The organism is Acinetobacter sp. H1(2024), from assembly GCF_046557555.1.
GTDB classification, from domain to species: domain Bacteria; phylum Pseudomonadota; class Gammaproteobacteria; order Pseudomonadales; family Moraxellaceae; genus Acinetobacter; species Acinetobacter seifertii.
Genome location: NZ_JBKGFO010000002.1, coordinates 24363 through 44345 on the forward strand (window position 1 = coordinate 24363; position 19983 = coordinate 44345).

Consider the following 19983-nt stretch of genomic DNA (forward strand, 5'->3'; position numbering starts at 1 on the left):
ATTTTTCACAAAGATTTTAACGTTTTTTACTTGCCTTGTAGTTTACAGTTTGCTTATGCTTCTCTCAACCAAAAAACCCATGGTCATAAGCCCATGTTTAGGAGATTAATGTAATGAGTTTTCCTCAAGTCGAATTAAACACCAATAAAGGTCGTATTGTTCTTGAACTAAATACTGAAAAAGCACCAAAAACAGTAGCAAACTTTTTAGAATACGTACGTGACGGTTTTTATGACGGCGTTATTTTCCACCGTGTCATTGATGGTTTCATGATCCAAGGCGGCGGGATGGATGAAAACTTCAAAGAAAAAGCAACTCGCGATGCGATTGAAAATGAAGCTGACAACGGCTTGAGCAATGATGTTGGTACAATTGCTATGGCACGTACTCAAGCGCCTCACTCTGCTTCAGCACAATTCTTCATTAACGTAAAAAATAACTCTTTCTTGAACCATACTTCAAAAACTGCTCAAGGTTGGGGTTATGCTGTATTTGGTAAAGTTGTTGAAGGTATGGACGTTGTAGAAGCAATCAAAGGTGTACGTACAGGTAACCGTGGTTATCACGCTGACGTTCCTTTAGAAAACGTTGTTATCGAATCTGCTAAAATTATTTCTGAATAATTTTAGGAATAAGCTGTGACCTATCTGTTTATTTCAGATTTACATTTGTCACCTGAACACCCTCGACTCGTTCGAGGGTTTTTAGATTTGTTGATACATTATCAAAATAAGCAAACACAGCTTTACATTTTAGGTGACTGGTTTAACGCTTGGATTGGTGACGATTATTCAGCCCCTTGGCTCGATGAAATTGTCGAAGCTTTAAAAGCATTTAATCAAAAAGGTAATCGAGTTTACTTTCAAGTGGGTAACCGCGACTTTGCTCTAAATCAGGTTTTTCTGAATAAGTTTAATGGTGTGTTACTTCCTGATATCTATTATCTTAATATCGCAGGTCACCAATATCGCCTAGAACATGGTGATGCGTTGTGTACAGATGATATTTCTTACCAAAGATTTAGAAAAATTATTCGAAACCCTCTTTTAGTGGCTTTTTTACGTCGAACACCACTCAGTTTTCGTATAAAACTGGTCAATGGTTTCCGCAAAAGAAGTCATTCAGACAAACAACAAAAAAGTTACGAGATTATGGATGTGAATGAACAGGCCGTAATTGGTGCTTTAGAAAATGTTGATGCACTTATTCATGGTCATACTCACCGTCCCGCAATTCATGAGATACAACAAAAACAAAGAATTGTATTAGGTGACTGGCGTGAAGATCATGCAAAAATTTTAGAAATAGATCCCTCTTCACATATGAAACAAATTAAACTAACTGATTGGTATTATTAATTAATAATTAGTTATTTTTCAAATGACTAGCTTGTTTATTTAAATCAAAATCCCAGATCATACATAGACAGGTAATGAATACAAATTTCCAGTTTATATGTCCGTACTTTTGATATTCGATATATAAAATTAAAAAGCACAATACAAATGCAAAAATTAGAAAAACTTTAACAATTCTAATTTCTCGCAGTTTACTTTTTCGATTAGTTGATATTAATTCAAACATTTTCAATAAATTAGTAAAAAATTTATATAAGTATTATATTTATTTATCACATTAAAATGCAGATGTTTTTCTCTAAAATCGCGTATGATGCCAAAGATTAAAGCCCTTCCATTGTAATAAGATTGATATGGAGTAAAGTATGGATATATTAAATACGGTTAAAAGTCGCTACACCACAAAAGCGTATGATCCTGAGAAAAAGATTCCTCAAGAAAAATTCGATAAATTACTAGAAATCTTACGCTTTACACCTTCTTCAGTGAATATACAACCTTGGCATTTCTTAGTTGCTGACAATCCTGCGGCTAAAGAACGTATTGCTAAGGCCTTAACAGGTCGCTACGCCTACAATGCGCCAAAAGTCCTTGAGTCATCACATACACTCGTATTTTGTACAAGAACAGATATTTCACCTGAGTTTTTAAACCAGTTACTTGAACAAGATGATTTAAGTGGCCGATTCAAAGATGAAAAAGCAAAACTCGGCCAAAAAGATACTCGCCATGGCTATGTAGAGTTTTATCGCAATGAGCAGAAGAACTTATTTGGTTGGATGGAAAATCAAACCTTTATTGCTTTAGGGCAACTACTTTTTGCAGCTGGATTAGAAGGGATTGACGCAACACCCATGGGTGGTTTTGACGAAGATATCTTAAATGAAGAATTTGGTCTAAAAGAAAAAGGCCTACGAAGTTCAGTCATTGTCTCACTTGGCTATAGAAGCGAAAATGATTTTAATGCCAAGCTCCCAAAATCTCGCCTACCTGACGATGTGATTTTTACTCACTTATAAAACTTAGTAGAGTTCAAAAGAACTTTCTTTTGAACTCCTATTTCATAGTAAGTGCTAAACATACTAGGCCACTTATTCCTAAAATTGTTCCTAACATGGTTGGCAGTTTTAATTTTTCTTTATATAAAACTACACCACAAACGATGCCAAGCAATACGACCAAAATATTCATGCTTGCAAAGACAATAGCTGGAGAGTCTTTAAGTAAAATATGGGCTTTTACATATAGAGCTATGTTTGAAAAATTCAGTACTCCAAGTAACAATCCAGCCAGTGTGTTTTTAAAATTCCATGTTGACTTTTTTTGGAAAAATAAATAAATAATTGATAAGACAAAAGATGTCATAAAAATTAGATTCAAAGTTAACGTAAACTGCAAACCTAAACTACTCGTATATTTTAATAAGATATCTACTGCTGCATAACCAAACCAAACACTCATCAAAGCAAAAACTGCTTTTTTTGACTGCTGGCCTGAAGAACCATTGAACTGTCCAAATACAATTAAAAAAACAGCAAAAATTCCTAAACCTATTCCCAATAATTTAAGAGAACTAAACTGTTCATGAAAAAAGAAATAAGCTGCTAACAAAGAAAGTACTACTGATAGCCGCTGAGCGATTTCAGTTTTGACAATACCAGCATATTCTAATGATTTTGCAAGACACAAAAAAATACTTGGTAGAATGATCCCTAATGCAAAAATTAGCCACCAAGGCGTGTTTTGTGTAGATATATGCTGTATATCTGGCTTAAACCACCAATAGCATAACAAGCTTGCACTTGCATAATTCCATGCAATCATCTGCATGGGCTGGTATCCCTTTTTCTTTAAATTTTTTAGCAGCACGGACACCAAAACACTGCACAGTGCTGCAGCAAATATTAATATCATTCGCAAAGAACCTATTAATTAACCGAAATTTGAAGAAATGAGATGAACTGAAGGCTAGCTAATTTACTTTTATATTTTTAAAGCCATAAAAAAACCAGTCAGTTTATGACTGGTTTTTTATAGTAATCAATTAACGATTATTTTCGTCTTCTTGACCATCTTCAAATTTAGAATCGCCATCAAAACCGCCTTGGTGTCCACCGAAGCCACCTTGACCGCCGAAGCCGCCAGCTTGACCACCGAAGCCACCTTGACCACCGAAGCCACCTTGACCGCCGAAGCCGCCACCTTGACCACCGAAGCCACCTTGACCGCCGAAGCCACCTTGACCGCCGAAGCCGCCACCTTGACCGCCGCCAAAGCCAGTACCTTGACCACCGAAGCCACCTTGACTACCACCCTGAGCTGGGAAACCTGCACCTTGTGCACCTGCTGGACGAGGGTTACGAGCTGGAACAACCGTAGAAATAGCGTGTTTGTAAACCATTTGACTTACAGTATTTTTTAATAAAACAACATATTGGTCAAAAGATTCAATATGACCTTGTAATTTAATACCGTTAACAAGGAAAATAGAAACTGGGATACGTTCTTTACGGAGAGAATTTAAGAACGGATCTTGTAAAGTTTGACCTTTAGACATTTTTAACTCCAAAAAAAAATTTTTAAATCAGCGCAAAAAAACTATCTTTATTTTTCAACTAAAAATTATAAAAAGACAGTGTGCAAATTTTGCTTTATCCATAAGAGTTTCGCAAGTCTTCTTTCGCCTGCTTTATCGTCAAGTAAGTTTTAAAATCGTGTATTTCTTGCAAAGAACGTAACCACGTATATTGACGTTTGGCAAGTTGTCGTGTTGCAAATAGGGCTTTATCCTCCATTTCCTGCTTTTTTTTGAGACTCATATCACTTTTTAATAGAAATTCTAGAGCTTGTCGATAACCAACTGAACGCATAGAGGGTAAATTTTCATCTAAATCGTATTTTTCAATTAGAGACTCAACTTCACTCAAAAAACCGATATCCCACATTTTGCTCAATCTTTGCTCAATGCGTTGATGTAATTCTAACCGATCTGGAAGCAAAGCATAGTTATGAAATATGTATCGATATGGTACATTTTTTGGTTGTTCAGCCTGCAATTTAGTAATTGGTTGACCTGTAATACGATAAACTTCAAGCGCTCGGATAATTCTTTGCTTATCAGAAATCTTAAATTTTCCAGCAGCAATCGGATCTACTAGCAATAAATCATTATAAACGGCTTCCCAACCTTCATTTGCCGCTTTTTCTTCAATTGCTGCACGAACATTTGCATCAGCACTTGGTAAATTACTTGATAAGCCTTCCAAGAGCGCCTTGAAATACAACATGGTTCCTCCTACCAAAATAGGAGTTTTACCGCGCGAATGCATTTGATCAATTAAAGCACATGCATCTTCAACAAACTGAGCGGCCGAATAAACTTCAAGTGGGGTAATAATATCAATCAAATGATGTGGATATAGCTCCTGCTCTTCACGAGTAGGTTTAGCTGTACCTATATCCATATCTTTATAAACAAGTGCAGAATCAACTGAAATTAATTCAAAATTTCCACGCTCATAAAGTTCACATGCCAAAGCGGTTTTTCCGCTTGCAGTCGGTCCCATTAAATTGATGACGGGCAATTGATTTGACATGTAAAACTACTCTCCTCGAGCAAATAATTTATCTAGTTGAGGTAATGGAAATGCACGCCAAGTTGGACGGCCATGATTACACTGACTCGCAAATTCAGTTTGTTCCATTTGGCGCAGCAAAGCATTCATCTCAGAAAGGCTGAGTTGTCTGTGCGCTCTAACTGCCCCATGACACGCCATACCTGCTAACAGTTCATCACGCTTTTGCAATAACCCTTGTGCTTCATCATTTGGATCTAAATCATTTAGAAGTTCTGGAATAAGATTTTCAAAATCTGCTTTTTGCAAAATAGCTGGCACACCACGCACAATCACTTGCTCGTCGCCATACAGATCAATCTCCAACCCTAAACGCTCAAGTTGAGGTTTTAAATCCTCAACCCGTACAGCTTGCATACGGCTAATTGAGATCACTTTAGGTATAAGCAATTGTTGAGATGTCCAAAACTCAGGTTTATCCCAAGCATTTTTCATTTGTTGCAGCAAGATACGTTCATGTGCTGCATGCATATCAACAATAATTAGACCTTCAGTATTTTGCGCCAGAATATAAATTCCATGAAGCTGAGCAATGGCAATACCTAATGGAAATTCATCCACTTTAGCGACAGGCTCAATATTTTCATCAACTGAAAAATTGGCAGCAGGTTGATCGCGTAAAGGTGCTAAATAAGTCTTTAATGCATTATTTAACTGCGCAGAACCATTATATTTGGGGGGTTGTTCCGCATAGTGAACAGCTTGTGGACGACTGTCATTAAAATCAGTTAAAAGTTCAGTAGAGGGCTGATAACTACTCGGCTTGTCTAGTGTTGTATCAACAGCATGCTCTGTACGATGCAATGTGAATTGTTCTTGATATTTAGGCTGAGGTTGTACCCATGAGGCCTGAGTATCGTCCACTTTCATGGCTTGGGCTAAATCAGCACTCGCTGTCTGAAATTGTGCTAGGGTTTCTTTAGCGTAATGTCTTACAAACTCATGTACTTCGCGTTGATTTAGAAAACGAATCTCATGTTTGGTTGGGTGAACGTTAACATCAATATTTTCAGGATCAACTTCTAAGAAAAGTAAATAAGATGAATGCTGATGACCATGTAAAATACCGTCATATGCCATTCTTAAAGCATGTGAAATCGTTTTATCTTTAACAATTCGGCCATTTACATACACATATTGCAAGTCTGCTTGAGCACGTGCATCTGAAGGATGTCCTAACCAACCTGACAAACGCATGTTAATACTATCTGCATCAATCCAGTAAGCATTTTGAACAAACTGTTGCCCCAATAATTGCTGTACACGCTGAAATCTTAATTCACCGCTGTCTGCTATTGGTAAATTAATTCGAATATTATCGTTATGCTCAAGTACAAAACGTATATCAAAATGCGTTAAAGCCAAACGGCGTACAATTTCTTCAATATGACCAAATTCAGTCGTTGGCTTTTTTAAAAATTTACGGCGAGCAGGAACATTGAAAAATAAATCCTGAACTCGAATATGAGTACCCTTTTGTGCAGCTACAGCTTGTACTTGTTGGTGGTCAAAGGCTGTACCATTCACTTCAACCTGATGACCAATTCCGCTTTCATCTTGACTACTGGTTAAAGTCAATCGTGAAACTGCTGCAATAGAAGCAAGTGCTTCACCACGGAAACCTAAGCTAACAATCGCGTGTAAATCTTCTGCTGTTTTAATTTTACTGGTTGCATGGCGCATCACTGCCAATGATAAATCATCAGGATGAATCCCATGTCCATTGTCAATAATCTCGATTAGTGTTGAACCACCTTGTGCAATCCGCACAATGAGCTCCGTTGCACCTGCATCAATTGAGTTTTCTAATAATTCTTTTACAACCGATGAAGGGCGTTCAATCACCTCACCGGCAGCAATCTGGTTGGCTAACGCGGCGTCTAATGTATGAATACGACGTTGTGTTAGCTTTTCATCAGTCATGAAGCTGTTCCTGCAAAGTCTGGTACAAATGCTCTGTTGGTAAAGTTAAGGTGACAAAACGATTGAGTTCATCATCTGACTTTTGAATATCAATAACAATATCTGCCTGTGGAATTTCGTCTCCACCTTTCGACGGCCACTCAAATAAAAATAGTGCATCCTGAATGTCTAAATAATCACGGATTCCCATTAATTCAAGTTCGTAGGGGTCATTCAAACGATATAAGTCAAAATGAAAAATTTCTTTATTATTGATTTTGTATGGTTCAACAAGTGTATAGGTAGGACTTTTAACCGAGCCTTTATGCCCTAAAGACTGCAAAAAATAACGGGTTAATGTCGTTTTACCGGCACCCAAATCGCCAATTAGATAAATCACGCCAGCTTGAACATGCTGCGCCAATGCCTGACCTAAACGCTGGGTATCTTCTTCATGATTTAAGACAATTTTCAATGAATACGACATAACACACATAACATGATTCAAAATAATCGATATGATACCATTGCCCTGCTTTAAAGCCTACTTAAGTCCTTAACGATGGCTTTTTTTACACCACATTTATTAAATATTGACACACTTTTATGTCTAGTCCGATTGAATTTTTCCCTCCAATGATTGATGGCGTAAGCGCAAGCCAAGTCTATCTTCCGACTCAAACAAATGCTCAGACCATCTATCAATTTCTTTGTGAAAATTTTCCTCATATAAAAACAGTTGAGTGGCAACAACGTTTTCAGGATGGGCTTATTTACGCGGCAAATGGTGAAAAATTAACATTAGACAGCCGATATATAGCAAACACTCATATTTTTTATTATCGCTTTCTTGCTTATGAAGCCCATGTTCCCTTTGAACATCAAATTTTATTTGAAAATGATGACTTGCTTGTTGTAGATAAACCTCATTTTTTAACCATTAGTCCAACAGGGCAATATGTACAAGAAACGCTATTAGTCAGATTAAAAAAACAAACGGGCAATGAGTTTTTAACCCCAATCCATCGATTAGACCGTGAAACTGCGGGAGTCGTTTTATTTTGCAAACGGCCACAGTCACGCGGGGTTTACCATCAGTTATTTGCAGATCGTCAAGTTCATAAGATTTATCATGCAATCTCTCAATATAAAGCTGAATTAGAATTTCCTCAGACTTTAAAACTCTATTTAGATAAAGGTACGCCCTTTTATACAATGTGCGTTATTCCCCATACTAAAACCAATACAGAAACAAAAATTGAGTTGCTTGAGCATAACCAATCTTGGGCTAAATACTGTTTAACACCCACTACAGGAAAACAACATCAACTCCGTGTGCATTTAAGCCATTTGGGAATTCCGATTAAAAATGATCCGTTTTACCCAATAGTTCAACATAAAGCTGACGATGATTTTTCTCAACCGTTACAGCTATTAGCTAAGCAAATTTCTTTCATAGACCCCCTCACAAAACAGGAAATGGTTTTCAATTCTCACTTTGAATTGACACTGTAATCATATCGTAATGACAAAAAGATTATTTTTTATGCTGAAAGACATTGAAATTACATTCTGATGGTTTAAAATAAATCCCTAAAAATTAAAAATCATTTGGTTTTGTTATTCATGCGAAAAACAGAAGTTTATCAGGTTCGACTTGACTCCCAAGAGAAAAAACAGGCTTTTGCTGTTTTTAAACAATTGGGGATTACCCCTGCCCAAGCAGTGCGACTGTTCTTTAAACAAGTCGTTTTAACTAAATCTATTCCTTTTGCTATCGAAAATCAGAACATTAATATGGAACAATTATTAAAACTGAGAAAAGCGAAAGCATCTTCCTTAAATCAGAACCCTTCAAGTTTAAATGAAGATGATGACCACGAAGATTTATTTGAAGAGTTAAATGCCTTATTGGGTGAAAGTGACAACACTTAACAGTGTTGCATTTTTAAACAACTTTTAACGTCAATTGGCTTTTTTTTTAGTTATGCTCTCTTTGTAAAAACATAAACATAAATACAAGGAGCGCCTAATGATTGTAAGACGAGCGACCAAAGAAGATTTAACACAACTTGCTGTCCTATTTGATGAGTACCGTCAATTTTACGGTGCATCTTCTAATCTTGATGAATCACATCATTTTTTAAAACAACGTTTTGAAAATAAAGAAAGTGTATTTTTTATTCATATTAAAGATGAAAAAATCACTGGTTTTGTCCTTCTTTATTTAGGTTTTTCTTCAGTTGCTTGTTCAACTTATTACATCTTAGATGACGTATATGTCACTCCAATGTTCCGTCGTCAGGGTTCAGCAAAACAGCTTATTGATACGGCGATTTTATTTGCAAAACAAGAAAATGCTTTACGTATTAGCCTAGAGACTCAAACGAACAATCATGAATCTCACCGTCTCTATGAAAAAATGGGATTTATTCGAGACAGTGAATTTCAGACATTTCATTGTTTTCTTAAATAATGTTTTGAGCGAGTTGTTTTTCCTGATCAGACAAATATACCCAATCCCCTTCCTCAATTTCAGGTAAAACCAATTGACCTATTTGATGTCGGTGTAATTTTTCGACTCTATTGCCAACAGCAGCAATCATTCTTTTGACTTGATGATATACACCTTGATGAATGGTCATTGTTAACTGATGAGTTCCAAGTAATGCTACATCTGTAGCAGCAAATATCCCTTTTTCTTGGTGTAAATTAACGCCTTGAGTAAGCATTTCAATTTGTTCAGGTGTGATTGGGTCATAAGTCGTCACATGATAAACCTTTGGAACATGTTTACGAGGATGTGTTAAAGCTTGAAGATATTTACCATCATCAGTAAGTAACAATAAGCCAGTTGTATCTTGATCTAAACGACCAATGGCTTGCACACCACGTTGAATCATAGTTTCAGGCAATAAGCTGAAAACACTTTGATGATGCTGAGGATTGTGCGAACACTCGAAACCTTGCGGCTTTTTCAGAGCAATATAAATTTTTTCTCGATACAGATAATTTTGACCAAAAACAGAAAATTCAAAATTTTCTGGAGAGAATTGCTTTTTAAGATCACTCGCAACCTCTCCATCAATACTTACAGAACCATTTTTTATTAACTGCTGGCAATATTTACGTGAACCGAACCCTTGTGATTGCAAAATTTTTTCCAGCAGCATAAAGCTTTCTCTTTAAAACCAAACCATTATTTTAACGCAGTTTCAGAACTTTATTATCCTTTTTGCTTTATCAACTTTGTACTTAACTCTCATCATTTTGAAGTTATTCTTCAATGACGCGATAAATTTTCTCGTTTTGTTCACTTTCAAATAACAATTCAGTCGTAGGCAAGATAATTTCATTATCCACAATAATATGTTCAATTCGCTGACTTAGCTTTAGAGGCTCATTATCATGTTCAACCAAATTCTTCTTTAGTTGAGCTTTCGCATCATAAATTTTTTCGAATTGGTCTTTAATTTTAATATCGACAATGTCCATATGAATCATCCTAAAATTATGACTAATGATTATTTTTATATCACAACATTTCAAAAGAAGAGTTTTTAACTTGTTAATTTATATAACATCGTTTCCAATCGTAACCAGAAAGCAAAACTCTTTATGATTGAATCATATAGACTAAAATTGTGATTACAAATTCATACTCTAATCTTTGCAACTTTTAAATGCTTTCACATTTTGATTCTCAATTATTATACAATTCAAATTATTTGCTTTCCTTGCCACTCTCCATGCTTGCCCAATTCGATGTTAATTTAGTTGTTTTACTGGTTTTGCTGATTTGTGGCTTATTGAGCCAAAATGCTGCTGTAACAATTGCAGCAGGTGTGCTTATTGTGATTAAAATTACCCCGCTAAATGAGTTTTTTCCTTATATCCAAGCGCATGGCCTTAATTTAGGAATTCTTATTTTAACGATTGGCGTACTTACCCCCATTGCGAGTGGCAAGCTTAGTGGAGAAAGTATTTTAAAATCGTTTGTTAGTTTTAAATCTTTGATTGCCATTGCAATCGGTCTACTTGTTGCTTGGTTAGGTGGACGTGGTGTAAAACTTATGTCAAGCCAACCTGATGTAGTTGCGGGCTTACTCATTGGTACAGTTGCGGGCGTTGCACTCCTTCGCGGTGTACCAGTTGGGCCACTCATTGCAGCAGGGCTATTATCTTTATTTATAGGCAAATAAAAAGGCACATTTAAGTACCTTCTCATTACTAATTGGGCTAAGTGCCCATGTTTAGGCTGAATAATAAGAATTTCGCTTTAAAGAGAACTTTTCTAACTGTTTTAAAAATCCCTCAAAATAGCTCTTCTCTTTTTCTTCAACTCGATAGCCTGCATATAATGTACGTCTTAAACCATTTTGAGAAACACAATCTAAACGGCGGCTAGTGACCCATCCCTTTTGCTCATATTCATTTACTACCCAGTCTGGTAAAGCAGCAATACCTCGCCCACTCGCTACAAGCTGAATAAGCATTTGAGTTAAATCTGTTGTGCGAATTTGTTTTGGTTGAATATTGGCAGGTATAAACAGTTTCGACATGATATCTAAACGATGCTTATCAACGGGATAAGTAATAAGAACTTCTTCTGCAAGGTCTTGGACCGTAATATTTTCAGCACGTACCAATCGATGAGTGTTTGATAGAACTAAACGTGATTCATATTCAAAAATTGGAAAATATTCAATTCCTTTTAATGCAATTGGATCGGCTGTAATGAGTAAATCAAACTCACCATTTTGTAAAAGCTCATGTGGGTTTGACTCAAAGCCTGAAGCAAAATCTAAATCAACATCTGGATATTGATGACGGTATTGATTGAGCAAAGGCATTAGCCAGTCAAAGCAGCTATGGCATTCAGAAGAAAAAATAATTCTACCCGTTTGCCCATGCACAATACGAGTAATATCACTTTGAGTAATTTGAATCTGTGGCAATACATCATCAGCCAATTTGAGCAAGCGCTGTCCAACATTCGAAAAGCTAACAGGTCTGCTTCGACGATTCACAACCTCTACCCCATACCAATGATCTAATTCTTTTAATTGGTGAGAAATAGCAGAGGGTGTTAAACACAAATCATTAGCTGCCGCAACAAGTGAACCATGTTCACGTAATGCAACCAAAGTTTTAAGATGACGAATTTCTAACATGGGCAAAAGCCTGAATAAATAGATTTATCCATAAATTTTGAAAATTTTCTCTTATTTGAAGAAAATAGAGTTAGTCTAGATAAATCATTATTAATGAATAGTATTCATCTTATCACAATATTAATTAATGTGTCTCAACTTGCTTTTTACTTGATTATTTTTAAGGTAAATAAGCCAATTAAATTTTAAGACAATGATTTTATTTAATATAATTTTTTAACATATACAAAGAAAAAGGCCTAACGGCCCTTTTCATTTCATCACTCTGCTTTTGGTTTAGGAAATGCCTGCTCAAAATCGATGAGCTTAAAACTTTTCACCAAATCATCTTGCCCGTACGTTACTTCATAAGAAGTTTCTTTCCCACTAAAATACGCCTCAGTTGGTGTTCCAAATACTTCCCATAGCCCGAATGACGCAACATCCGCTATACCGTGTCCAAATGCACGGCTGACTTTCGCCCATTTTGGATAGCCTTGTTGGAAAGTATAAATCTCGACTCTTGTACCATCACGATATTCAGAAAGTACAGGTGCACCTAGCTCAGCAATGACATAATTGCGAGAACTACCCGGATTTAACACGTTTAAATTTTTTTTACTTGGTTGATTACCCGCCATAAAGACTGAGCAACCTGACGTAGATAACATAACCAACCCCATAAGGCAGGCAATACTTAATTTTCTCACGATTTAGATTCTCTATTTTTTAAATATTTATACAACTTATTGTAATGCCTAAAGTATTACGAACTTATCATATATAATTTATTAAAAAATTTCGATAAATTATTTAAAATAAATATAAAATGCTTTTGCTTAAAACCTGCAACTGTACGCTCAATGTTTTAGTTTTTTATTATTTTGACCTCTTTTCCCTTATACTTTCATTTTTGAGTCTCCTTTTTAATTTATTATGGCGTCCCCCCAATCTTCATCCAACACACCTCAACATTATTCACTGTTCTTAGCAATTTTCTCTCTCGCAGTTGGTGGTTTCTGTATTGGTACCACAGAATTTGTTGCAATGGGCCTTATTCAAGAAATTGCACACAACCTAAATATTACAGTACCTGAAGCTGGACATTTTATTAGTGCGTATGCATTAGGTGTTGTTATTGGCGCCCCTATTATTGCTATTTTGGGTGCTAAAGTACCTAGAAAGACTTTATTGCTTTGTCTCATGCTGTTTTATGGTATTGCTAATGCTTGTACAGCCCTAGCAGATACGCCTGAGACCGTTTTAGTTTCTCGTTTTATTGCAGGTTTACCCCATGGTGCATATTTTGGAGTGGGTGCTCTAGTCGCTGCTGAACTTGCAGGCCCATCACGAAGAGCTTCTGCAGTTGCACAAATGATGATGGGTTTAACCGTTGCTACGGTTATTGGCGTACCTTTAGCGACATGGTTAGGCCAACATTTTGGTTGGAGAGCAGGTTTTGAATTTTCAGCAACGATTGCATTTTTTACTTTAATTGCTGTAGCTTGCTTTGTGCCGAATATTCCGGTTCAAGCTACTGCCAGCATAAAAACAGAATTGGCTGGGCTTAAAAATATAAATATGTGGTTAACCCTTGCGGTCGGTGCAATTGGCTTTGGAGGCATGTTTTCGGTATATAGCTATGTCTCACCTATTTTGACTGAATATACAAAAGTTAATATTCAAATCGTTCCTATTGCGTTAGCACTGTGGGGAATCGGGATGGTGATTGGAGGTTTAGCAGCTGGCTGGCTGGCAGATAAAAACCTCAATAAAACCATTGTAGGTGTACTCATTAGTTCAGCAATTGCTTTTGTTGTTGCAAGTTTTCTAATGACTAATATCTATACTGCTATCGCTTCTTTATTCTTAATCGGACTAACTGTAATGGGCTTAGGCGGAGCATTACAAACACGCCTGATGGATGTTGCAGGTGATGCACAAACACTAGCAGCTTCGCTTAATCACTCCGCTTTTAATCTTGCGAATGCATTAGGTGCTTTTTTAGGTGGTTGGGTACTCAGTCATCAGATGGGCTGGATTGCACCGATCTGGGTAGGGTTTGTATTAAGTCTTGGTGGTCTTATTATTTTACTTATTGCATTTGCTGTAGAGAAAGCAACTCAAAAAGCCTGACTAGCGCCAGACTTTTTGACCAAAATACTAGTCTGTTAGCTTTCCACCACAATGTGGGCAATAACATTTCTTTTCCCTTTCCACTTCTTTTTCTTCTAATACCTTTTCGCGCATGATTTGAATAATCAGATTATGCGCTTGTTCTTTTGGCAATCCGACTTTTTGCCGAATACGTTCTATTTCAATTTCATCGTGCATGATATCTATACCACGCACTTGAAGTAACTCTCGGAACTCTTGTTCAAGGCGCTGATTACGCTGGTTCAGTTCATTAGCTAAACCAGAGGCTAAAATACCAGCAGGCAAAGCAGCAATACCTACCCCTAAAATTGTAATCAAAGCACCTAGCAACTTTCCTAAGCTGGTTACAGGTGTGACATCACCGTATCCGACTGTAGTTAATGTAACGACTGCCCACCACATTGCTTTTGGAATAGAGCTAAAAGCTTCTGGTTGAGCTTTATTTTCAACCACATAAATACCTGAAGCAGTCATAATAATCATAATGATTAAAATGAAAATCACTGCCTGAAACGAGCCCTTTTCCCTTTTAATGACACAAAGCAATATTTGTAAAGAGATAAAATAGCGAGTTAATTTTAATAGTCGGAGTAAACGTAAAATTCTAAGCATACGAAGGTCTATTCGTACAAAGAAATTTAGATATGCAGGCAGAATTGCCATGAGGTCAATCAGTGCCTCTCCACTCTTCATCCAAGCAAAACGCTGTTTCCAAGCAGGTTGTGTCGGATCACGTTCGACTACACTCCACAGGCGTAAGAGGTATTCAACACTAAAAATCGTGATTGAAATATTTTCAAAGTAGTCAAACCATATACGATAGCTGTAATACAGATCATTTACTGTTTCTAGCAATACTGCAATTACATTACCAATAATTAAGAAAACCAAGAAATAGTTAATACATCGACTTACTGTCGTTTCGTAATCATGATCATGAAGGTTGTTATAGAAGAACTTACGTAACGCCTTCCAAGCTAAAACTCGCATACGGATCTGAGCCACATTATTTTGAACATATATTAAGCTCACACACGTAAATTCACCACTATAACTCTTAATAAAATATTTTATTAATTGTATTAGCTAAACAATCATAAAGAATATTTCATATTTTCTAATTATATTTTAATGGGCAGCAACATATCTAAACTCATTTTCTTCCCACCATTGCACATCATAAATACCGCCATGTGATTTCAAAATGACATTAATATAATTTTGAAGCAGCATAATATGATGAGTAATATCCAATTTTCTAAAAAGAAATCTTTTCAAAATTGGTGTATTTGGTGAAATAAATATTGCGAAACCATTGCTGTATTCTTCATAAACACTAATACCAATATACATCGTGATCTCTGGTAGAGGTACTTCTATTTCCCACCCCCAACGCTCAGGATTTAATTCGATATTTAAGTGATATCTATTTTTCAAGATACTATAAATATATTGTGCAATATCTTCAGTTTTCTGTACTAATGTATTTCCGTCTTCTGTTGATAATTTTTGATCATATAACTGATAATCATCAAATTTAAATTCAACAATTGTCTTTAGCATTTTTAAGTTCCATATATAAAATACCCGTGTTCTTTTTAATTATTTTTAAGTTCATCCCATTATTTTAAAGCAAAAAACTCGTTAATTTCTACTATTATATTTAATTTTTATACATCGCATTTAAAAATGATATATTTTGCATTTCAGAAGAAAATCATGACTTAATTCACACCTAATTCAAAAACAACAATTTAGAAAGACTAATTTTTATCCAATATTATATATAAGTTAATTCATTTAATAATTTTTACGCTATTCATATCTTAATCTAGATGCATAATTTCTTTTTTTATCTTTAACATTTTCTAAAATTATCATTAAGATATATTTGATTAGTTATCTTTATAAGTTTTTCTAAAGTTAACCATAGTAAGTACTATTTATTAGATTAATATTTGTACAGAAAACTCATAATTTGGTTATCAATTTTAGAACTAAATTTCAGATGAACTTAACGATTAATGTTTAAATTAAGCGACACTTAACTTAGAAGCATGATCTATTTCATTGAAAGAAAAACTAGTACTTATCTCTTGTGTTTTTTGAATTTTTGAATCATTTAATCGATAATAGAACTTTAATACTTATGTCTTTAGCGATTTACCCATAAAGAACTTTATTTTTAATCATATGAAAACAAGGGGAAATTACATGGGATTTAAAGCCCTCCCTACACTTATATCTTTATTTATTACATTGTTAATCTGGTTCGTAGTTCCTGTGCCCACTGGTGTTGATCCTGATGCATGGCATTTGTTAGCGATGTTTATCGGTGTAATTGCTGCAATCATTGGTAAAGCTATGCCAATTGGTGCTATTGCGATTATCGCAATAACTTTGGTCGCTATTACTGGCGTGACTAACACCAGCCCAAGCGGTGCAATTCAAGATGCCCTTAGTAGCTTTGCTAACCCACTAATCTGGCTGATTGGTATCTCCATCATGATCTCTAAAGGTTTGCAAAAAACTGGATTGGGTGCACGCTTAGGCTATTTATTTATCGCAGTTTGGGGCAAAAAAACCATCGGGATTGGCTATAGCATGGTACTTTCAGAACTCATTCTCGCCCCTGTAACACCAAGTAATACGGCTCGTGGTGGCGGAATTATTCATCCGATTGTACTGGCAATTTCTACTAGTTATGATTCTGATCCTGCTAAAGGTACAGAAGGCCGGATGGGAAAATACCTGTCATTGGTTAACTACCAAGCTAACCCTATTACCTCTGCAATGTTCATTACGGCAACTGCCCCTAACCCATTAGTAGTTGATTTAGTAGCAAAGGCAACCAATAGTGAAATTTCATTAAGTTGGAGCACTTGGGCATTGGCCATGTTATTGCCTGGTTTGATTGCTTTAATTATTATGCCTTTGATTATGTATTTGATGTATCCACCAGAAGTCAAAGAAACACCTAACGCAGCTCAGTTTGCTAAAACTAAATTAGAAGAAATGGGTCCTGTCAGTAAAAATGAAATCATCATGCTTGGTGTATTCGGAATTTTATTGATGCTATGGGCAGGTATTCCCGCTATGATTTTTGGCTCCGCTTGGGCTGTTGATCCAACGACAACTGCTTTTATTGGTTTAGGATTATTGCTGCTTACAGGTGTTTTAACTTGGGATGATATTCTTGCGCAGAAAAATGCTTGGGATACGATTACTTGGTTCGCTGCTTTAGTCATGATGGCGACTTATTTAAATAAGCTCGGTTTAATCACTTGGTTCTCAAGTGTTTTAGAAACTAGTATTGGTCATTTAGGTCTAAGCTGGATGCCTGCTTGTCTATTATTAATGCTCGCCTATTTGTACGCACATTATATGTTTGCTAGCACCACGGCGCATATTACCGCAATGTTTGCAGCCTTTTATACAGCAGGACTTGCACTCGGCGCACCGCCAATGTTGTTTGCTTTAATGATGGCCGCAGCTTCAAGCATTATGATGACATTAACCCATTATGCGACTGGTACTTCCCCTGTAGTATTTGGCTCGGGTTACACTACACTTGGTGAATGGTGGAAAGCTGGCTTTGTCATGAGCGTTGTTAATATCATAATCTTTGTGGTGATTGGCGGACTTTGGTGGAAGATGCTGGGTTATTGGTAAGATTATTTAGTTTTCAAAAAAGCCCCTTCAAGGGGCTTTTGAACATCTGTATTTTCAAGAGACTAAGCTAAAACACGATCTATTTGATAAAAACCAATCAGTTTAATTAATCAGGCTTAATGTCATACACCCAATTACGAGCTTGTTTATCTGTTGTTGTTTCACAAACATAGTAGTCATGATCCCACGAGTCTTGATGGAAAATTTCCATTTTTCGATAAGTGACTTGTTTGCCATTTTCAACACAAACAAAGCTATCACCTTGATCTTTAACAGCAGAACCGTTAAGAAATCCACCTATACATAGGAAGCGGGATTGTGAGGGCATTCTGAATAAAACCAATATCATGTAAAAAAATTAAATATAAGAAACCATTAATGCTGATTTGTAAAATATAGAGAACTCGAAAGTCACCTACAAATATTTCTTAATTTTTTGGAAAATCGGATAAACAATCTCTACTTCACTAACATAATAATCAGGTGCGCGGTAAGTATGATTAGAATTGAGAGGATTATGAGCCGCTTCATTACGAAGTGTTTTAAATGAATTTAATTTTGACTCAAGAATAGCTAAATCTCCACTTACTTGTAAACGATTCAAAATCCTTTCTGTTTTTTGCAAACCCAACGATTTACAAAGGAGACTTCTAAAATGTTGTTTATAAGAAAAACCATAATTTTGGGTAATCCACTCATTTCCAATCTCAACAATCTTAGGATCACTTACTTTGCTAATAATTCGGCGTATAAGTATATCTATACTAATTTCTAACCATCCACAATATTCTAATAATGCTAGTTTACTATAGAATGTCATATGAAGACTTGCATTACTTGATCTACTTGAAGATGCTGCATCATATAGCAGTTTCAGTTGCTTTAAATTACGATTAATATCAGTTTTTGATAATGTCATTTTTAAGACCTACCAAATATTTCTTCTGCCACATTCAAACGACTATTCACTTTTTCTTTGCTAGCTAAGCCTTCTTTTAATGATATTAATGAAAAATTCTCGTGCGATTTAAGTTCATTTACTCTACTTCTAAATAATTCCTCATTTAAGAGTGCTTCATTATTCAAATTTTTATAAACACCATAGAGTATGGCTTCTACAATTGTTTTACTAAATTTAGCTATACGCTCATCACGGAATGCAAGTGAAAGTGTCTGTAATAGTTTGTTCTTCCATTCTAAACACTTACTATCACTAGGATTAAGATGGTCATCCATAAAATCATTCAAGAAATTTGACAACTTACCATTATATTTATCTAACTTTTCTGAAAAAGCTATCACCCTTAGATATAACTCTTCATATTGATATCTATAATTACTGCCCAATAATGCATTTGCACTCGATATATTTGAAGTTTTATACTTAAAGAAAGATTGGGATTCAGTTGTATTTGCAATTTCTTTCAATAAATTATTCAATTTACCTGAGTATATACAATTACGAATTTCCTGATTATTTAGTTTTGAACCACCTGAATTTAATCTATGGAATATTGTAAACAGATGGCGCATATGCGATTTTTTACTATAGTCACATCTTAATACAGTAATAGGAATTGTTACATTTTCAATCCGAGAAAATAAATCAGGATTTTCATTTTTAATTTGATTAGGTGTTTTACCTCTAAGCCTTTGATCAATTTCTTTAATATTTGATAGAGTCCAACTTTCTTCATTCAAAAAACTGACAATAGTAGAAATACGTTGTAAACCATCAATCACCAATCTTTTATCAGTTTTGTAATCGAGACTGATACACATACTTGGAATAGGTAGCTGCTTAGCTAGAGAATCAATAAATTTAGATCGAGCACTAATAGACCATACTAAATTTCTCTGGAACTCTGGATCGATAGTTAATTGATTGGATTTATACATTCTCAATAAATCAGCACATGATCTCAATTCATTAAATGCAATTATGTCACTTGGAGGTGTTTCATTATCATCATGTTCTTCTGACAAACGCTCCTCTTCCTCTACAATTTGCTCTTCATTAATCTCTATTTGTGTCATTTTGAACCTCTAAAATACTTATTTATAAAAATAAGGGCTGATTTCTCAGCCCTTATTTTTAACTCATTA

Annotated in this window: 24 protein-coding genes; 9 read left to right on the forward strand and 15 right to left on the reverse strand. The window is 35.5% G+C overall.

Going from position 1 to position 19983, the window contains the following annotated elements:
• Positions 1–113 precede the first annotated feature (113 nt).
• Complete coding sequence (locus ACLCEG_RS05745) at positions 114–623, forward strand: peptidylprolyl isomerase (RefSeq protein ID WP_004700945.1); 510 nt, start codon at positions 114–116, stop codon at positions 621–623.
• 15 nt (positions 624–638) lie between these two features.
• Positions 639–1358: a UDP-2,3-diacylglucosamine diphosphatase gene (locus tag ACLCEG_RS05750; RefSeq protein WP_191010093.1), complete on the forward strand. Its 720-nt coding sequence runs from the start codon at positions 639–641 to the stop codon at positions 1356–1358.
• A 7-nt stretch (positions 1359–1365) separates the two neighbouring features.
• Here the strand turns inward: ACLCEG_RS05750 and ACLCEG_RS05755 are convergent, their stop codons facing one another.
• Positions 1366–1584, reverse strand: coding sequence for a hypothetical protein (locus ACLCEG_RS05755; RefSeq protein WP_086497307.1), 219 nt, complete (start codon positions 1582–1584; stop codon positions 1366–1368).
• Between the two features lie 139 nt (positions 1585–1723).
• Between ACLCEG_RS05755 and nfsB the strand changes: the two genes are divergently transcribed.
• Positions 1724–2377 carry an oxygen-insensitive NAD(P)H nitroreductase gene (gene nfsB / locus ACLCEG_RS05760; RefSeq protein WP_100193591.1) on the forward strand — a complete coding sequence of 218 codons (654 nt, stop codon included), beginning with the start codon at positions 1724–1726 and terminating at the stop codon, positions 2375–2377.
• 37 nt (positions 2378–2414) lie between these two features.
• Here nfsB and ACLCEG_RS05765 read toward each other — a convergent pair whose 3' ends face one another.
• From ACLCEG_RS05765 to tsaE, 5 genes are all read right to left on the reverse strand, one after another.
• A complete protein-coding gene (locus ACLCEG_RS05765) occupies positions 2415–3272 on the reverse strand; it encodes an EamA family transporter (protein ID WP_410566593.1) in 858 nt (285 codons plus the stop codon).
• Positions 3273–3402: 130 nt separating this feature from the next.
• Entirely contained in the window at positions 3403–3915 is a 513-nt protein-coding gene (hfq, locus tag ACLCEG_RS05770) for an RNA chaperone Hfq (protein ID WP_004700932.1), read from the reverse strand.
• Between the two features lie 94 nt (positions 3916–4009).
• Positions 4010–4954 (reverse strand): tRNA (adenosine(37)-N6)-dimethylallyltransferase MiaA, encoded by a 945-nt coding sequence (miaA, locus tag ACLCEG_RS05775; RefSeq protein WP_410566595.1) that lies wholly within the window; start codon positions 4952–4954, stop codon positions 4010–4012.
• 6 nt (positions 4955–4960) lie between these two features.
• Positions 4961–6916 carry a DNA mismatch repair endonuclease MutL gene (gene mutL, locus ACLCEG_RS05780; RefSeq protein WP_410566597.1) on the reverse strand — a complete coding sequence of 652 codons (1956 nt, stop codon included), beginning with the start codon at positions 6914–6916 and terminating at the stop codon, positions 4961–4963.
• Positions 6909–7382: a tRNA (adenosine(37)-N6)-threonylcarbamoyltransferase complex ATPase subunit type 1 TsaE gene (gene tsaE, locus ACLCEG_RS05785; RefSeq protein WP_191011820.1), complete on the reverse strand. Its 474-nt coding sequence runs from the start codon at positions 7380–7382 to the stop codon at positions 6909–6911. Before tsaE ends, mutL begins: the two co-directional genes overlap by 8 nt.
• A 119-nt stretch (positions 7383–7501) precedes the next feature.
• On the opposite strand from tsaE, the gene ACLCEG_RS05790 reads away from it, so the two are divergent.
• The 3 genes from ACLCEG_RS05790 (at position 7502) to ACLCEG_RS05800 (ending at position 9371) form a co-directional block, all read left to right on the forward strand.
• Positions 7502–8410 carry a pseudouridine synthase gene (locus ACLCEG_RS05790; RefSeq protein ID WP_410566599.1) on the forward strand — a complete coding sequence of 303 codons (909 nt, stop codon included), beginning with the start codon at positions 7502–7504 and terminating at the stop codon, positions 8408–8410.
• A gap of 111 nt (positions 8411–8521) precedes the next feature.
• A complete protein-coding gene (locus ACLCEG_RS05795) occupies positions 8522–8830 on the forward strand; it encodes a type II toxin-antitoxin system RelB/DinJ family antitoxin (RefSeq protein WP_004700921.1) in 309 nt (102 codons plus the stop codon).
• A 97-nt stretch (positions 8831–8927) separates the two neighbouring features.
• On the forward strand, positions 8928–9371 hold the full coding sequence (locus tag ACLCEG_RS05800; protein ID WP_077163434.1) for a GNAT family N-acetyltransferase: 444 nt from the start codon (positions 8928–8930) through the stop codon (positions 9369–9371).
• On the opposite strand, the gene ACLCEG_RS05805 is transcribed toward ACLCEG_RS05800, so the two are convergent.
• Positions 9364–10068 (reverse strand): pseudouridine synthase, encoded by a 705-nt coding sequence (locus ACLCEG_RS05805; RefSeq protein ID WP_191011821.1) that lies wholly within the window; start codon positions 10066–10068, stop codon positions 9364–9366. The two genes, ACLCEG_RS05800 and ACLCEG_RS05805, sit on opposite strands and share 8 nt — an antisense overlap.
• Before the next feature lie 103 nt (positions 10069–10171).
• Complete coding sequence (locus tag ACLCEG_RS05810) at positions 10172–10390, reverse strand: hypothetical protein (RefSeq protein WP_004700915.1); 219 nt, start codon at positions 10388–10390, stop codon at positions 10172–10174.
• Between the two features lie 254 nt (positions 10391–10644).
• Here ACLCEG_RS05810 and ACLCEG_RS05815 point away from each other — a divergent pair, with 254 nt between their 5' ends.
• The gene (locus tag ACLCEG_RS05815) at positions 10645–11097 is read left to right on the forward strand and encodes a DUF441 domain-containing protein (protein ID WP_004700914.1); all 453 of its coding nucleotides are present in this window, start codon (positions 10645–10647) and stop codon (positions 11095–11097) included.
• 51 nt (positions 11098–11148) lie between these two features.
• Here ACLCEG_RS05815 and ACLCEG_RS05820 read toward each other — a convergent pair whose 3' ends face one another.
• Both ACLCEG_RS05820 and ACLCEG_RS05825 read right to left on the reverse strand, forming a co-directional pair.
• Complete coding sequence (locus ACLCEG_RS05820) at positions 11149–12069, reverse strand: LysR family transcriptional regulator (RefSeq protein ID WP_039251455.1); 921 nt, start codon at positions 12067–12069, stop codon at positions 11149–11151.
• Between the two features lie 260 nt (positions 12070–12329).
• On the reverse strand, positions 12330–12758 hold the full coding sequence (locus ACLCEG_RS05825; RefSeq protein WP_025465208.1) for a hypothetical protein: 429 nt from the start codon (positions 12756–12758) through the stop codon (positions 12330–12332).
• Positions 12759–12984: 226 nt separating this feature from the next.
• Here ACLCEG_RS05825 and ACLCEG_RS05830 point away from each other — a divergent pair, with 226 nt between their 5' ends.
• Positions 12985–14184 carry an MFS transporter gene (locus ACLCEG_RS05830; RefSeq protein ID WP_410566602.1) on the forward strand — a complete coding sequence of 400 codons (1200 nt, stop codon included), beginning with the start codon at positions 12985–12987 and terminating at the stop codon, positions 14182–14184.
• A 27-nt stretch (positions 14185–14211) separates the two neighbouring features.
• Here the strand turns inward: ACLCEG_RS05830 and ACLCEG_RS05835 are convergent, their stop codons facing one another.
• Both ACLCEG_RS05835 and ACLCEG_RS05840 read right to left on the reverse strand, forming a co-directional pair.
• Positions 14212–15195 carry an ion transporter gene (locus ACLCEG_RS05835; protein ID WP_174741483.1) on the reverse strand — a complete coding sequence of 328 codons (984 nt, stop codon included), beginning with the start codon at positions 15193–15195 and terminating at the stop codon, positions 14212–14214.
• 138 nt (positions 15196–15333) lie between these two features.
• Positions 15334–15768 (reverse strand): hypothetical protein, encoded by a 435-nt coding sequence (locus tag ACLCEG_RS05840; RefSeq protein WP_004700904.1) that lies wholly within the window; start codon positions 15766–15768, stop codon positions 15334–15336.
• A 651-nt stretch (positions 15769–16419) separates the two neighbouring features.
• On the opposite strand from ACLCEG_RS05840, the gene ACLCEG_RS05845 reads away from it, so the two are divergent.
• Positions 16420–17877: a DASS family sodium-coupled anion symporter gene (locus ACLCEG_RS05845; protein ID WP_410566604.1), complete on the forward strand. Its 1458-nt coding sequence runs from the start codon at positions 16420–16422 to the stop codon at positions 17875–17877.
• 106 nt (positions 17878–17983) lie between these two features.
• Here ACLCEG_RS05845 and ACLCEG_RS05850 read toward each other — a convergent pair whose 3' ends face one another.
• The 3 genes from ACLCEG_RS05850 to ACLCEG_RS05860 form a co-directional block, all read right to left on the reverse strand.
• Positions 17984–18205: a hypothetical protein gene (locus tag ACLCEG_RS05850; protein WP_410566606.1), complete on the reverse strand. Its 222-nt coding sequence runs from the start codon at positions 18203–18205 to the stop codon at positions 17984–17986.
• An 87-nt stretch (positions 18206–18292) separates the two neighbouring features.
• Positions 18293–18796: a hypothetical protein gene (locus ACLCEG_RS05855; RefSeq protein WP_410566608.1), complete on the reverse strand. Its 504-nt coding sequence runs from the start codon at positions 18794–18796 to the stop codon at positions 18293–18295.
• 2 nt (positions 18797–18798) lie between these two features.
• Positions 18799–19914, reverse strand: a complete 1116-nt coding sequence (locus ACLCEG_RS05860; protein WP_410566610.1) for a DUF262 domain-containing protein — start codon at positions 19912–19914, stop codon at positions 18799–18801.
• Positions 19915–19983 lie beyond the last annotated feature (69 nt).

Excerpts from the sequence above, each read along its gene's own strand:
- ACLCEG_RS05840 (WP_004700904.1), bottom strand. The coding sequence starts at position 15,768 with ATGCTAAAGACAATTGTTGAATTTAAATTTGATGATTATCAGTTATAT.
- tsaE (WP_191011820.1), bottom strand. The coding sequence starts at position 7,382 with ATGTCGTATTCATTGAAAATTGTCTTAAATCATGAAGAAGATACCCAG.
- ACLCEG_RS05835 (WP_174741483.1), bottom strand. The coding sequence starts at position 15,195 with ATGCGAGTTTTAGCTTGGAAGGCGTTACGTAAGTTCTTCTATAACAAC.
- miaA (WP_410566595.1), bottom strand. The coding sequence starts at position 4,954 with ATGTCAAATCAATTGCCCGTCATCAATTTAATGGGACCGACTGCAAGC.
- ACLCEG_RS05855 (WP_410566608.1), bottom strand. The coding sequence starts at position 18,796 with ATGACATTATCAAAAACTGATATTAATCGTAATTTAAAGCAACTGAAA.
- ACLCEG_RS05805 (WP_191011821.1), bottom strand. The coding sequence starts at position 10,068 with ATGCTGCTGGAAAAAATTTTGCAATCACAAGGGTTCGGTTCACGTAAA.
- ACLCEG_RS05860 (WP_410566610.1), bottom strand. The coding sequence starts at position 19,914 with ATGACACAAATAGAGATTAATGAAGAGCAAATTGTAGAGGAAGAGGAG.
- ACLCEG_RS05790 (WP_410566599.1), top strand. The coding sequence starts at position 7,502 with ATGTCTAGTCCGATTGAATTTTTCCCTCCAATGATTGATGGCGTAAGC.
- ACLCEG_RS05830 (WP_410566602.1), top strand. The coding sequence starts at position 12,985 with ATGGCGTCCCCCCAATCTTCATCCAACACACCTCAACATTATTCACTG.
- ACLCEG_RS05765 (WP_410566593.1), bottom strand. The coding sequence starts at position 3,272 with ATGATATTAATATTTGCTGCAGCACTGTGCAGTGTTTTGGTGTCCGTG.
- ACLCEG_RS05810 (WP_004700915.1), bottom strand. The coding sequence starts at position 10,390 with ATGGACATTGTCGATATTAAAATTAAAGACCAATTCGAAAAAATTTAT.
- ACLCEG_RS05745 (WP_004700945.1), top strand. The coding sequence starts at position 114 with ATGAGTTTTCCTCAAGTCGAATTAAACACCAATAAAGGTCGTATTGTT.
- ACLCEG_RS05795 (WP_004700921.1), top strand. The coding sequence starts at position 8,522 with ATGCGAAAAACAGAAGTTTATCAGGTTCGACTTGACTCCCAAGAGAAA.
- mutL (WP_410566597.1), bottom strand. The coding sequence starts at position 6,916 with ATGACTGATGAAAAGCTAACACAACGTCGTATTCATACATTAGACGCC.
- ACLCEG_RS05820 (WP_039251455.1), bottom strand. The coding sequence starts at position 12,069 with ATGTTAGAAATTCGTCATCTTAAAACTTTGGTTGCATTACGTGAACAT.
- hfq (WP_004700932.1), bottom strand. The coding sequence starts at position 3,915 with ATGTCTAAAGGTCAAACTTTACAAGATCCGTTCTTAAATTCTCTCCGT.
- ACLCEG_RS05815 (WP_004700914.1), top strand. The coding sequence starts at position 10,645 with ATGCTTGCCCAATTCGATGTTAATTTAGTTGTTTTACTGGTTTTGCTG.
- ACLCEG_RS05755 (WP_086497307.1), bottom strand. The coding sequence starts at position 1,584 with ATGTTTGAATTAATATCAACTAATCGAAAAAGTAAACTGCGAGAAATT.
- ACLCEG_RS05850 (WP_410566606.1), bottom strand. The coding sequence starts at position 18,205 with ATGCCCTCACAATCCCGCTTCCTATGTATAGGTGGATTTCTTAACGGT.
- ACLCEG_RS05800 (WP_077163434.1), top strand. The coding sequence starts at position 8,928 with ATGATTGTAAGACGAGCGACCAAAGAAGATTTAACACAACTTGCTGTC.
- nfsB (WP_100193591.1), top strand. The coding sequence starts at position 1,724 with ATGGATATATTAAATACGGTTAAAAGTCGCTACACCACAAAAGCGTAT.
- ACLCEG_RS05845 (WP_410566604.1), top strand. The coding sequence starts at position 16,420 with ATGGGATTTAAAGCCCTCCCTACACTTATATCTTTATTTATTACATTG.